At 45.7% G+C, this 15,069-nt stretch carries 8 protein-coding genes; 6 read left to right on the top strand and 2 right to left on the bottom strand.

Annotation, left to right across the window (positions count from 1 at the left end; genetic code table 11):
• The 4 genes from VYJ22_RS00160 to VYJ22_RS11655 all read left to right on the top strand — a co-directional run bounded on the left by VYJ22_RS00160 (position 1) and on the right by VYJ22_RS11655 (position 6,786).
• On the top strand, positions 1-2,328 hold the full coding sequence (locus VYJ22_RS00160) for a GH92 family glycosyl hydrolase (RefSeq protein ID WP_329904311.1): 2,328 nt from the start codon (positions 1-3) through the stop codon (positions 2,326-2,328).
• Between the two features lie 22 nt (positions 2,329-2,350).
• Positions 2,351-4,681 carry a GH92 family glycosyl hydrolase gene (locus VYJ22_RS00165; RefSeq protein WP_329904313.1) on the top strand — a complete coding sequence of 777 codons (2,331 nt, stop codon included), beginning with the start codon at positions 2,351-2,353 and terminating at the stop codon, positions 4,679-4,681.
• 173 nt (positions 4,682-4,854) lie between these two features.
• Entirely contained in the window at positions 4,855-6,006 is a 1,152-nt protein-coding gene (locus tag VYJ22_RS00170; protein ID WP_407989053.1) for an alpha-amylase family glycosyl hydrolase, read from the top strand.
• Positions 6,007-6,087: 81 nt separating this feature from the next.
• Positions 6,088-6,786, top strand: a complete 699-nt coding sequence (locus tag VYJ22_RS11655) for a cyclomaltodextrinase C-terminal domain-containing protein (protein ID WP_456238423.1) — start codon at positions 6,088-6,090, stop codon at positions 6,784-6,786.
• 66 nt (positions 6,787-6,852) lie between these two features.
• Here VYJ22_RS11655 and VYJ22_RS00180 read toward each other — a convergent pair whose 3' ends face one another.
• Both VYJ22_RS00180 and rpsO read right to left on the bottom strand, forming a co-directional pair.
• Positions 6,853-8,541: a hypothetical protein gene (locus tag VYJ22_RS00180; RefSeq protein ID WP_329904314.1), complete on the bottom strand. Its 1,689-nt coding sequence runs from the start codon at positions 8,539-8,541 to the stop codon at positions 6,853-6,855.
• Positions 8,542-9,298: 757 nt separating this feature from the next.
• On the bottom strand, positions 9,299-9,568 hold the full coding sequence (rpsO, locus tag VYJ22_RS00185) for a 30S ribosomal protein S15 (RefSeq protein ID WP_329904315.1): 270 nt from the start codon (positions 9,566-9,568) through the stop codon (positions 9,299-9,301).
• Positions 9,569-11,061: 1,493 nt separating this feature from the next.
• Here rpsO and recJ point away from each other — a divergent pair.
• Together recJ and VYJ22_RS00195 are read left to right on the top strand one after the other, a co-directional pair.
• Positions 11,062-12,801, top strand: coding sequence for a single-stranded-DNA-specific exonuclease RecJ (gene recJ / locus VYJ22_RS00190; protein WP_329904316.1), 1,740 nt, complete (start codon positions 11,062-11,064; stop codon positions 12,799-12,801).
• A gap of 172 nt (positions 12,802-12,973) precedes the next feature.
• Positions 12,974-15,022, top strand: a complete 2,049-nt coding sequence (locus VYJ22_RS00195; RefSeq protein WP_329904318.1) for a RecQ family ATP-dependent DNA helicase — start codon at positions 12,974-12,976, stop codon at positions 15,020-15,022.
• The last annotated feature ends 47 nt before the right edge of the window (positions 15,023-15,069 follow it).

Genomic DNA, 15,069 nt, shown 5'->3' on the forward strand with positions numbered 1-15,069 from the left:
ATGAAGAGAAAAAGCATGATAAACAGCATCAGGAGTTTGATGTTATCGATAAGTATGGCTCTGATACCGGTGGGGATGTGTGCCCAGGAAGAGATAGCTGACAGATTGATGCCTGTGGATTTGGTGAATCCGCTGGTGGGTACGCTGAGCAGTTTTGAACTCAGCAACGGTAACACTTACCCCGTAATATCACGCCCGTGGGGGATGAATAGCTGGACTCCCCAGACGGGCAAGATGGGCGATGGCTGGCAGTACACCTACACGGCACACAAGATCAGGGGATTCAAACAGACCCACCAGCCCAGTCCGTGGATCAACGACTACGGACAGTTCTCCATCATGCCTTTTGTGGGTGACTCCGTGGTATTCGATGAGGAGAAGCGGGCATCTTGGTTCAGTCACAAGACAGAGATAGCCACCCCTTATTACTACAAGGTCTATCTGGCAGACTATGACCTCACGGCTGAGATGACACCTTCGGAAAGGGCGGCCATATTCCGCCTCAAGTATCCGTCCTCGTCGGTGGAAGCAGGGTTCAAGACTGCGTGGATCATTATTGACGCCTTCGACACGGACTCTGACATAGAAGCAGCACAAGGATCTAATAAGATCACAGGCTACTCCACCAAAAACAGTGGAGGTGTGCCGGATAATTTCCGTTGCAATTTCGTTATCACACTGGATCGCCCTATTCTGGAGGTAAAGAAACAGGTAACGGAAGACCCCAAAACGGGCAAACATACTATGCTCGCAGTGCGGTTGGATACGAAAAAGAACCCCTTGGTTACGGCCAAGGTGGCATCATCATTCATCAGCCCGGAGCAAGCTGTAACCAACTTGAGAGAAGTAGACATCAAAAGCTTTGATCAGGTGAGAAAAGAGGGGCGTGATCGCTGGAACGAAGTGCTGGGACGCATTATTGTAGAGGGCGGATCTACCCGTGAGATGCGTACCTTCTACTCCAATCTTTATCGCTGCCTGCTCTTCCCGAGAAGATTTTATGAATTGGATCCTGCGGACAAGCCTATCCATTACAGCCCGTACAACGGCAAGACTTTACCGGGATATATGTACACCGATACGGGTTTCTGGGATACATTCAGAGCGCTATTCCCCCTGCTCAACTTATTTTATCCCGACGAAAACAAAAAGATACAGGAAGGATTACTCAATGTTTACCGCGAAAGCGGATTCTTCCCCGAGTGGTCGAGCCCGGGTCACCGTGATTGTATGGTGGGTAACAACTCCGCCTCTGTACTTGCCGATGCTTACCTCAAAGGGGTACAGGTGGCAGACAGCAAAACGCTGATAGAGGGGATACTCAAGACAGCCAATAGTGAGCACCCTACCATCTCATCTACCGGTCGCAAAGGATACAAGTTTTACAACAAACTGGGCTATGTGCCGTGTGATGTGGATATCAAAGAAAGTGCCGCACGCACGCTGGAATATGCCTACGACGACTGGTGCATATACAAGTTGTTACAGAAACTGGGACGTCCGCAATCGGAACAAGAGACTTATTACAGGAGAGCTCAAAACTATCGTAATCTCTATGACCCCACAAGCTATCTGATGCGGGGCCGCACTCGCAAGGGGCGCTATCAGGAGCCTTACAACCCGTTCAAGTGGGGCGATGCTTTTACAGAGGGTAATGCATGGCACTATTCCTGGTCGGTATTCCACGACGTGCAGGGGCTCATCAATCTGATGGGCGACGAGGATACATTCACTTACATGCTGGACAACGTGTTTAACCTCCCTCCCGTGTATGACGACAGCTACTACGGCTTTGTGATCCACGAGATCAGGGAGATGCTACTGATCAATATGGGTAATTATGCTCATGGCAATCAGCCTATCCAACACCTGATCTATCTTTACAACTATGCCAAAGAGCCATGGAAAGCACAGCAAAGAGCACGAGAAGTAATGGCGAAGTTGTACTCCCCTGAGCCTGACGGGTATTGTGGCGATGAGGATAACGGACAGACTTCTGCCTGGTATGTATTCTCAGCTCTCGGGTTCTATCCCGTAACACCCGGCACAGATCAGTACGTTATAGGCTCTCCGCTTTTCCCCAGAGTATCATTGCACTTCGAAAACGGCAACAAAACCGTGATCAACGCTATGAACAATTCATCAAGTAATGTGTACATCGACCAATTGGATATAGATGGTAGTCCTGTTACCCGTAATTACCTCACGCACGAGGAACTCCGCCGTGGTGCAACGCTGAACTTCAAAATGACTTCTAAGCCGAATAAGGAAAGAGGTATCGAAGAGACAGACAAACCATACTCTCTCACAAACGAAAAGCTGAAATAAGATAATACAACGGACTGAAGTAATGAGACTGAAGAAACAAACGATAGCCCTTGCGATAGTGACAGCGATAGGGCTCACTGCTTGCCACAAACCGATGTCATTGACTTCGGTACAAGACCCTGTGGATTGTATCAATCCGTACATGGGCAATATCAGTCACTTGTTGGTCCCTACGTATCCGACGGTACATCTCCCCAACAGCATGATGAGAGTGTACCCCGAGCGTGCGGATTATACTGCCCAGATTATACACGGACTCCCCACGATAGTGACCAGCCATAGAGGTACGTCGGCCTTTCGCATATCTCCGATATCGGGGCTCAATGATTCACTGCCCGAAGTGAAAGACTACACCTACGACAACGAATACGTAAAACCATACCGCTATAAAGTGGATCTGGACGAAGAGAATATCAGTGTGGACTATGCTCCATCGTTCCAAAGTGCCATTTACGAGTTCAGCTTTGAAAACAATGAGAAGAATCCGGCCGTTGTCTTGAATACTGCGAACGGACAACTCAAAGTGCACGACAACACCTTCTACGGCTACCAGACTCTGCAAGACAGCACCAAGGTGTACATCTATATGGAAAGTAGCGAAGATCCTGAAGGCGTGGGTGTGCGTGACTCTCTCACCGGCAAACTGCTTACGGGTGATGTAACAAGTATCGACTCGGCGTATGTAAACCACGGCGTACTTACAGGGAAAACGGTATTGGCATGGTACAAATCAAAGACCAAAGCTGTGAAGATGCGTTATGGCGTATCATTTATCAGCGTGGAACAAGCACGTAAGAACTTGAGGCGTGAGATTGCGTCATATGAAGTAAACGTAGTGGCGAAGAGAGGTAAAAACGAGTGGATAAAGGCGTTTAACAGCATTAAGGTTCAGGGTGGGACAGAGGATCAGCGGGCTGTCTTCTACACAAGCTTGTACAGGACATTTGAGCGTATGATCTGTATCTCCGAAGACGGACATTATTACAGCGCATCCGACGGCAAAGTGCATAATGACGAGGGGATACCCTTCTATACCGATGACTGGGCATGGGATACGTATCGGGCAGCTCATCCCTTGCGTATGCTCATTGACCCGCAAAAGGAGGCTTACATGATCTCATCCTACATCCGCATGGCTAAGCAGAGCCCTGATGGCTGGCTGCCTACGTTTCCCGAAGTGACGGGCGATAGCCACCGAATGAACGGCAATCATGCCATAGCCATCATAGCAGATGCATACGCCAAGGGGATCAACGGCTTTAACCTCAATGAGGGCTACGAAGCCGCAAAGAAGGTGATGAGTGAGAAGACATTTATCCCCTGGATGAAGTTCCCCAAAGTCGAGATAGACAAGTTTATGGACGACAAAGGTTACTACCCGGCACTGCACCCCGGCGAGCGGGAGACAGAGCCCAAAGTGTCCAAGTGGGAACGTCGGCAAAGTGTTGCTGTAACTCTGGGAGCGTCATACGACTACTGGTGTCTGAGCCAACTGGCTAACTTTACCGGTAAAGCGGAGGAGTCTAAAGAATTCCTTGCGAAGTCTTATAATTACAGGAATCTCTTCAATTATGAAACAGGCTTCTTTCACCCGAAAGACAACCAAGGAAAGTTCATCACGCCATTTGACTACAAGCTATCGGGCGGACAAGGCGCACGCGACTACTATGATGAGAATAACGGCTACACTTATCGCTGGGACGTACAGCACAACCCTGCCGATCTGATATATCTGATGGGGGGCAAAGAGCAATTTATCAAGAACCTCGACGCCACCTTCCGCACTCCGATCGATGGCAATCGGTTTGAGTTTTATTATCAGATGCCTGACCAAACAGGGAATGTGGGTCAATTCTCCATGGCCAACGAGCCCAGCTTGCACATCCCTTATCTGTACAACTACGCAGGTCAGCCGTGGCGCACCCAAAAGCTGATCAGGAAACTGGTGGGTGAGTGGTTCCGTAATGATCTTATGGGAGTGCCGGGTGACGAAGACGGCGGTGGCATGAGTGCGTTCGTAGTCTTCTCCATGATGGGTATCTATCCCGTGACTCCGGGCATGCCTGTATACAACATAGGTAGTCCTTTCTTCCCGGAAGTAACCATCACACAGCCCGGCGGACGTAAGTTTGTCATCACAGCAGATAATGTGAGTGAGGTAAACAAATACATCCAAAGTGCTGAGCTCAACGGCAAGAAGCTCAACAAGCCCTGGCTCAAGCATAGTGACATCGTGGGCGGAGGCTCATTGGTCTTAAAAATGGGGCCTAAACCCAACAAAAACTGGGGTATAGAGGTACCGCCTCCGTCTGCCGACCCTTACCAGCCCTATATCAGTAAGAAGAAAAAATAGTCAGGGCGCTCAAGAACCCTATAGATCGCATCATACCTTCAGCCCTATCCCCCATCGGAAGGTGCTGAAGGTATTGTTTTTTGGTAGAGTCATCATAAGACAGCTCTACTGCAATCAAATTATTTCTATCGCAATATGAACATCGAATACAAATTCCGGAAGAGCCATGGGCTATGCACAGCCTTTCTGCTCATGATACTTCTATCCCCCATATACACACGTACGCCCAAAAACAACAAGTGCAGGTAGAGCCTGCTTTCTGGTGGGCAGGGATGAAACATCCACAACTACAGCTCATGCTACGGGGCGATAAGATCGGTGATAGGCTGGTGAGTATTTCCGCCCCACACATCACTATCGACAGCATTGTCTCAGGCGATCCTTCCGCGGGACGTCTCAGCATCGATATGCAGCAAGGAGAAGTGAAGCACATATACACTCCCGATAATAAAACGTCGGACTACCTTTTCATCTACCTCAATATCGCTCATGCACAAGCGGGGAAGTTTACGATTTCCCTCAGGACCAAAGCCCGTGGCAAATCTATAGAGCTACCCTACGAGCTAAAAAAGAGACAACTCGCACACGGGGCTCAGGGCTTCGATAGCTCTGATGTGGTTTACCTTATTATGCCCGATAGGTTTGCCAATGGAGACGGGACTAATGACCGTAGCCAAAGAGTCAAACACCCTGATATTCTCGATCGCAAAGCACAAGGCGACAGGCATGGGGGAGATCTCATGGGAATTATGCACCGACTGGGGTATCTTGATAGCTTGGGAGTAACGTCTTTGTGGCTGACTCCCGTACAGACCAACGATATGGGCAGAGGATCATATCACGGTTACGCCATCACTGATTATTATCGGATAGATCCCCGATTGGGTGATAACAAACTCTACTGCAAGCTGATACAACAAGCCCATCAGCGTGGCATGAAAGTAATCATGGATGCCGTATTCAATCACTGTGGAGCACTGCATCCGTGGATAACCAATCTACCATTCCGTGACTGGATCAACTCTTCCGATAGCTATGTGAATACCAATCATGTGAAGTCCTGCTATTACGATCCCTACACCAGCAGGCGAGATAGCACAGCGTTTACCGACGGTTGGTTTGTGCCTTCTATGCCCGATCTCAATCAGAAGAATCCACATCTGGCAACATATCTCATTCAAAACTCAATTTGGTGGATCGAATACGCAGGTATCGACGGCATCAGGCAAGATACCTATCCTTACCCCTACGCACCCATGATGGCAGAGTGGTGCCGACGTGTAATGCACGAGTATCCACACTTCAACATCGTAGGAGAAGCTTAGGAGAGTGACTCCTCGGGTAGTGCCTACTGGCAAGCGGGATCGAGACTCAATACTCACAGCGATAGCCGCCTCCCCTCCGTTATGGACTTCCATTTACAGAGTATTCTCCCCACGGCTACACGTGATGCTACTACTGCTTCTAGAGGACTTGCATCTGTGCATCACTCCCTCGCACAAGACTATCTCTACTCTGATCCGATGAAGGTACTCCGCTTTATTGAGAACCACGATACCGACCGCTTTCTCAAACAATTACCGACTACGGAAGAAGATCTGGCGTCCCTCAAGCAGGCACTCACCATCATACTCACCATACCAGGAATACCCCAGCTGTACTATGGCACAGAGACTCTCATGTACGGGACTAAGCAACATGGCGATGGCAACATCAGGCGAGATATGCCGGGCGGATGGCACAGTGATAAGGCAAACTTCTTTGACGCTCACGGCAGAAGCCCGCTACAAAACCACTTTTGGGACTTCCTCTCCACTCTTTTGCGCTGGCGCAGAGGTAATGAAGTAATTGCTAAGGGAGCGATGACACACTTTGTCCCATCAAACGGAGTATATGTATATGCCCGTACTACGCCCGCAGCCGGTGTTTTGATTCTAATAAACGGTACAGACTCTAGCAAAGAAATAAAACTGAATGAATATAACGAAGTATTACAAGGCACAGATACTTTCGAAGACATATTGACCCATAAAGAGATTACTCGCCACGATGGTCATGTCACCTTAGGCAAGCGTGGGGTCAGAGTGCTTACATGGAAAAAATAGAATAGATTGTGGGCTATTAAAAATAATGACTAGTCCACATAAGGGGACTAGTCATCAACAAAAGAATTAATTCAAATCAGGATATGCTGACCAATCAACATCCATCACTGTATTGATATCGAATTTGCTGGTCTTTACTTCCGGTCTTGCCCATCCGGCTACAATCAAATCCCAGAATACACCACGATAAGGCATAGTTATATTTGAAATTTCTAATTTGATCCCGGTTTTGAACTTCACATTATTTACATTCTTTGAAACCTCATATACAGCAGAGTGCTCCAATGTCCAGTGCTTTCTGTACTGCTCAGGAAGGTCTTTAATAGGCTTCATATCGTTGTACTTGAATCCTATCACAGAACCAATATGTAAGCTTTTGAAGAACGAGTACTCACGTGAAGGGACTTTGTTGAAAGTATCAAAGGTAGTATACGTATGCTCCCAAGTAATACCATTTGTTATAGGGTCTACATTGGTATTTGTCTCTGCCTTGTCTTGAGTATAAGTAACTTCTCTACCGACGCTCAAAGTTCCGCTTGGTCCTGATTGTGCTACTGTGAGACTAAAGTTCGTTTTGTCCGTTACAGTCTTTGTTGTATGGGGAACTGTTTTAGGGGCAAAAGATGAAAGCTTGATCTGAAGATTTCCCAAGGGCTCTATAGGCTCGATGTAATATATAATGTTGGAAGGGACGTTGTGTACCGTATTGTTTACCCAGCTAAACCAGTTTCCATAAAACTCTTGTTTCATATTGGTTAGAGTACCAGGGCCTTCATTGAAGAATTCTATAATGTTATCGTTGCCATATTTCTGCAATTTGTATAGACGAGCCACCCAATTTACCTGTACTATAAAACGGATATGAGGCATATCGGCTTTCTTGGGTGTGCCTTTAATCACTTCGTCTTTGTCAGTAATATAGCAGAATGCCACAAACTTCATTGTAGGAGCTTTGAGTTTATTGTTAGCCGCAGTTGATCTAAGCCCAATGTGAGCTACAGTCTTGCTCTTCTTAAGATCTTTGGTAATCTGATCTTTCATAGCCATGTCCATATCGATTCCATCAATATTGTTTTCATCGGCATACATCACATTGTCTTCTCCCAGATTCTCAATCAAAGTCTTTTTAATCTCAGCCCATTTATCTTTTGAATAATCGGTCTTAAGCTTATTGAAATGGTCTTCAGTAAATCCTACATATTTTGCTGTATCAAGCATGTTGGTACATGCTTCTGTATAGGAGTCATAACTCTCTTTTACTTCCGGCTTTCTTTTCAGAAGAGTATCGAAAGACGGGGTAACATCTTGTGGCTGATAAATGCTTCCTTGATAAACGCCATCCTCATCATGACGAAAGAAATACAAACCATCACCCATATTGATCCCGGCTATTTGCTTCATCTTTTTCTGCCCTTCCACACCTTTGACGTCAAGAAGTAAACCTCTTTGATCTTTATAGGCTTTCTTCAAAAGCTTTACATCGTCAGCCGGAGTGGATTTGTCAATGTCTGAAAACACAAGGTTTACACTGTCCAGCATAGACACCATCTCATCATAAGACTTTCCTTTTGTACTCATTTGATTACCTGTCACCCATTCATTAGCATTTCCGCTAAGGGCAAGAACTTCTACAGATTCATAGTATTTGGGGTCAGGGATAGAGACCCTATCAGATATATCTTTACTACAAGAGCTCAGAGTCAGTAGAAATAAAGTGACTACGGCTGTCAATGATAATTTGTTTTTTTTGTTCATAATTTTGAATATATTAATGAATAATAATATAAGCTTCACTTTAATAGGAGCGATGACAAGTATTTGCTCTATTTCCAGTATCCCTATGCAGTGATGTTTTTGGAGAAGTAGTAAAAAGGGCTGCTACACGAAGGTATCTCGTGCATTCAATAGACAATTTTGATACAACAAAAACATTTGGGAATGAAGCTTTTGTAAAAAGAATCATTTATAAAGAAATGACTCCGAATAAAAACACAATAAGACTAAACATACTAAGTTGTGGTTAAAGTTTTCCTGACAATAAATGACCGAATAGACGAATGTTTTTAGCGCCAAAAACAATTCCAAAATCCTATCATCACTGACAAAGATGCAATGATACCCAATAAGGGCTTGATGCAATAGAACGGTATTGCGTCATCTAAATGACAAATCACCTTCTGATGAACGCAAATAAAATAAACAGTAGGTTCTGGTTTTTTTATATTCAAAGCATTTAGTGCACATGCACAAATGAACCGTTTATGTGCACAAATATATAATAAGAAATTATATTATGAAAGGGTTTATGCCATATTTCATAATAGACCCAATCTATAAAGTCATTCAGCCATTCAATGATTTAAGCTATGCCAGCTTACTCTTTATCGTCTTACACTCACAAGGACAAAGAGTTGTTTGTAATAAAAAAAGCGCCTCGTTTTATACAAACGAAGCGCTTTGAGATAGTCGTATAATATTTATGCCTCTAAACTAAAGAGGACATATCACATTCTTAACGACGAATTCCAAGTTCTTTGATGATCGCGCGGTAACGCTCGATGTCAGTCTTGATAAGATAATCCAACATGCGACGACGCTTACCTACCAACATTTTCAGAGCACGCTCTGTGCTGAAATCCTTACGATTCTTCTGCAAGTGAGAAGTAAGGTGTGAGATACGGAAGGTAAAGAGTGCGATCTGGCTCTCTGCGCTACCTGTGTTGGTAGCTGATTTGCCATACTTTTCAAAAAGTTCGGCTTTTTTTGCTGAGTCTAAGTACATTTTTATGAACTCTAATTGTTAAACAATAATACTACGCCCGCCGAAACGGAGGTAGATCGGGCACAAAATTAATACAATTTTACTGAAATACAAATTATTAGCCAACTAAAAATTCAAGGAGCTGTATCCGCTCACTTCATAAGATCACCACAATACAAAGTGTTACAACCAACCTGCTCTTTATAGCAACAATCCCATTATAATGTATCAAAACGTAAGTAAAAACAAGGCGTGCATGAAACGAACCATACTCCCTCTGCAACCAAAATTTGGGGGTATTGACATCAGGGGGGGCTTGTTGTATCTTTGTAATGGAACAATTTATTTACCGCTACGCCTCCGAAACACTGATCAAATCAACCTCAATATTATTTCATACTCCCCGCAACATGAACACAATTATCTGCAACACATCCGAAAGTAACCGAGATATAGAGGAATACTATTTCCTGAATATGCAGTGGGTTTTAAGCTCAGCATAGTCCACAGTTATCCAGTCTGTATGCCAAAGCACACCAATACGCTATAGCAGAGCCGTGCATGGCCATAGCTTCCCTACACTACACATCTGATACCTGCCGCATCTTCTACCTCAGGATTACACCACCCTTTTGATCCCTCTCCAATTCAATCTCATAGATGAAGCCCCTCATATACAAGAGTGGCAAACTCATCATATACGGGCAACAGATCTATCCTATACGGACAATAGACCTATCGTATACGGGCAATCGACTTATCCTATACGGACAACAATCCGATGTACACGGACGACAGACTTATCATAATAAAATTGCGTACAACTCCATTATCACCCCGTGTAGGGATATATCCATAAAGAATCGCAATATAACCGGGCAATATTCAGCAAATATTTATTTACAACTCACAATACCACCACCCTATTTATTTAGCACCTCACTTAGGCAGCTTTTAGCCTTACAAAAAGCTACTTCTTATTTAGACTTTGTACAAATAAGCCCAATGACATAACTACAAAACCATAAATTTGAAGTCGTGATCACAATTATTCAAATCGTTTAGTTTGCAGATGCATAAAAACTTATCCACCAACCGACGATGGCGGGGATGCGAGAGCCGATTTGACAAAATGTCAAAATCAAACAGATATACAAGCTCGCACCACTATCCCCCACCATAAACCACCTGTCACCTGATGATTCGGAGACAATATGAGCGTATAGCATATTATTCGCCAAGCTCTACAACTGCTTAGGAATTAAAGGGCTTGACACGAAAAAAAATAATCGATCACAGCCCCTCCTTTTTTGCAAAACGGATAAACATTAATGTTGAGAATTTGTTAACTTTACACAACCTATAATTATTTTAAAGCATCTGTACATTTATTCCAAATTTTGATAGAGCATCTGCGATGGCGGAGCATAGTGAGAGACAAGATTACGGGCGGGAAAACAAAAGGAACTCAAATGCGGAGCTTTTCCAAAACAAGCAAAAAATGAAGAATTGTAATGATAAAAAAGTGGAACGTAGCACAGTTTTCAGAAACGGAGATTGCGCAGGGCAATACTTTGGCCCAAAAACTGCAGATGACCCCCCTCGTAGGGCGGTTACTTGTTCATCGCGGGATTACCACTGAAGAAGAAGCGGAAAAGTTTTTTCACCCCAGTCTCAAAGACCTTCACGACCCTTTCCTCATGAAGGATATGGACAAGGCGGTGGCACGATTGAACAAAGCAGTAGGCAATAAGGAAAAGATCATGGTCTATGGAGACTATGACGTGGACGGCACTACCGCTGTAACTCTGGTATACAAGTACCTGAGGAGTACAGTGTGCTCGGCCTCCGAACTCAACTATTACATCCCTAACCGAGACGATGAGGGCTACGGCATCAGCAAGCAGGGCATCGACTACGCACACGCTTGGGGCGCCAAGCTCATTATAGTACTAGACTGCGGCATCAAGGCCGTGGAAAAGATAGCTTATGCCAAAAGCCTGGGTATCGACTTTATCGTATGCGACCATCATAACCCCGACGACATACTCCCACCTGCAGTAGCTGTACTGGACGCCAAGAGGCCGGACAACACGTACCCCTTTGAGCATCTCTCAGGCTGTGGCGTGGGCTTCAAACTCATGCAGGCTTTTGCTCGCAGCAACGGCTTCGATGAGAAAAGGCTGTATAGGCATCTCGACCTGCTGGCAGTGAGCATAGCGGCGGATATTGTGCCTATCGTAGGCGAAAATCGCATACTTGCTTATTTCGGCATCAAACAACTCAATCAGAACCCCTCGCTCGGGCTCAAAGGTATCATCAGGACGGCAGGGCTCGAGGGCAAGCCTATAGATATGAGCAGCATCGTATTCAAGATAGGGCCTCGCATCAATGCATCAGGACGCATGATGAACGGCAAAGAGTCTGTAGACCTCCTCCTGGCCAAAGATCAGGAGTCTGCCAAGAAAAAGAGTGCCAATATAAACGAGTACAACATGCAGCGCCGCGAGCTGGACAAGGAAACTACCGGGCAGGCACTTACGCTCATGAAGGAAAGCCCGGACATGCACGACCAGAAGTTACTGGTGCTGTATCAGCCGGAATGGCACAAAGGTGTGATAGGCATTGTAGCATCACGCATTACGGAGAAATATTCACGTCCCACTATAGTACTTACCAAAAACGGCAATTACATCTCAGGGTCGGCTCGCTCACTGGGAGGCTTTGACGTTTACAAAGCCATAGAGCATTGCAAAGAATTTCTCGTCAACTTTGGAGGGCATACTTACGCTGCAGGACTTACTATCAAGGAGGACAGCTTAGAAGCATTTACCAACATGATACAAGCTTATGCGCATGAGACGGTAGTGCCGGAGACCCTGATCCCACAGATCGAGGTGGATGCGGAAATCCCCATAGAAGATGTTTCTCTCAAGCTGATGCACGAGCTCAAGTCCATGGCACCCTTCGGAGCCGGCAATGAGAAGCCCGTATTCGTATCACGCTATGTACGTGATGCGGGAGGATCCAAAGCGGTAGGTAAGCATGCTGAGCATCTCAAGCTGGATATTACGGACAGATTCAGGCAAATAAAGCCCATCAACGGTATTGCCTTCCAACAAGCCAAATACACCCGTGACATCAAGATGCAAAAGCCATTCAGCATTTGCTACACCATAGAGGAGAATAATTACAGCACCAATACCTTCCTGCAACTTCTGGTGAAGGATATCAGGATCGAAGAGGAGCCATAGCCCCAGAGTACAACGCCCAAAGGCCATGCGCCACAAGGCACATATCGGAGAGGAACGAGGTATCATGGCGATGCGTGTTCCTCTTTTTTATTAAATTCGTATGGTCTTATTACTGACGAAAAGCGGTAACTATCGCATCACATAACTTCATTCCATGCAGCAAGAGGACGAAATGATCGAGGAATTTGATAAGCATGACCTTCAGGAAGAAATGCCCGAAGACAATCATGCTGAACCCGACTTCGAGTGGTTACCGCCATTGGAAGAGGAGCTTCATGGCTATGAAACTACTGCGGGGGATGAAATACAATCAGATCACTCACTCTCAGCCCCGGAGATACTCAAAAAATACTGGGGTTACGATACCTTCAGACCCAAACAGGAGGACATCATACAGAGCGCACTCGACGGCAATGATACACTGGGGCTCATGCCCACGGGAGGGGGCAAGAGTATTACGTTTCAAGTCCCGGCGTTGATGCGTGAAGGGCTGTGCCTGGTGATAACGCCCTTGATATCGCTGATGAAAGATCAAGTAGATCACCTGATAGACAAGGGTATCAAGGCCACGGCAATACACTCGGGCATGTACCGTGACAAGATAGTGACGGCAATGGACAATTGTATTTACGGCAGGTACAAGTTTCTCTATATCTCCCCGGAAAGGCTCACTTCTCCTCTGTTTTTGTCTCGCATAGAAGCGCTCAACATCAGTATGATTGTTGTGGACGAATGCCATTGCATCTGCCAGTGGGGCTATGACTTTCGCCCGTCTTATCTGAGTATCGCCGAAGTGAGGGAGCAACTCCCCCATGCGCCCGTATTGGCTCTTACGGCTACAGCAACCCCCAAAGTAATTGACGACATCATCATGCACTTGGGTTTCAGACCGGGCTACAAGATTGTATCCAAGAGTTTCTTCCGATCCAACATTTCGTATTCCATACGCAAATGCTCTGGCAAAGAAAAGATGATGCTTCATATCTTGAGCAAGGTACCCGGAGCAGCTATCATTTACTGCCGTAATAGGAAACTTACCCGTGAGATATCCAAATACCTCAACGAAAACGGAGTATCCTCCAATTACTTCCACGCCGGGCTCACACATATTGAGAAGGAAATGCGCCAAAACCGATGGATGAAAGGCGAGGTACGGGTCATGGTAGCCACCAATGCCTTCGGTATGGGTATAGACAAGCCTGATGTAAGGCTGGTGATCCACCTGATGATGCCTACTTCCTTAGAAGAATATTTCCAGGAAGCAGGACGTGCAGGACGTGACGGGCAAAAGTCCTATGCGGTGGCATTGGTAGAGAAGGGAGACGACACAAAACTCAAGAGGCGACTATCGGACGAATTCCCGCCCAAAGAGTATATATTCAAAGTCTTTGACTCGGTGTGCAACTTCCTACGCATCGGTGAGGGAGAAGGATTGGGACACAACTATGACTTCGACTTGGAGCTATTTATGCGTCGCTTCAGGATGCACCCGGTGCATACGCTCTCTGCCATCAAGATAATGGAGGCTGCCAACTTCTGGACTTACAATGACGATGAGAGCCGCTCGCGCCTCAGGATCACGGTGACGAGGGATGAACTGTACCGCCTCAAAAGTCACGAATATGATGCCTTGATGAGGAGTGTACTGCGCACCTATCCGGGAATATTCACGGACTATGTGTTTATCGATGAGAAAGTGCTGGCTGTAAAAACGGCTATATCGGCACAAGAGGTGTATGAGTTACTCTCCTACCTGAGCAATAGAGATATTGTACATTACATCCCCAAGAAAAAGATACCTCGCCTGTATTTCAAGATCAGACGTGAAGATACGCAGTACCTGTATATACCCCGCACTGCGTACGAAGACCGCAAGGAACGCATGGCTAACAGAATAGGTAGTGTACTGGGATTTATCACCGAAGACAATATCTGTCGCAGTAAATTGCTACTCAACTATTTCGGAGAAAGATCGGACAAAAGTTGCGGTATGTGCGATGTATGCCTCAAACGCTCTCCTGCGGGAATACCCAACTATGTGGTGAATGATGTAAAAGATTTCATAAAAAACAATATCAGAGAGGCGGGAGAGACCTTTGAGATAAAGGAATTGTGCCGAAAACTCGACTACCCGGCTCCGCAAGTAGCTCAAGCATTGGAGTACCTATTGGCGCATCAATACGAATATATACTTGACGGTAATGTCATTGCACATCGCTAATTCAAAAAAATCACACCTTCATTTATAATTAGGTACGTACAAAATTC

It is taken from the genome of Porphyromonas pogonae, assembly GCF_036320655.1.
Lineage (GTDB): Bacteria > Bacteroidota > Bacteroidia > Bacteroidales > Porphyromonadaceae > Porphyromonas > Porphyromonas pogonae.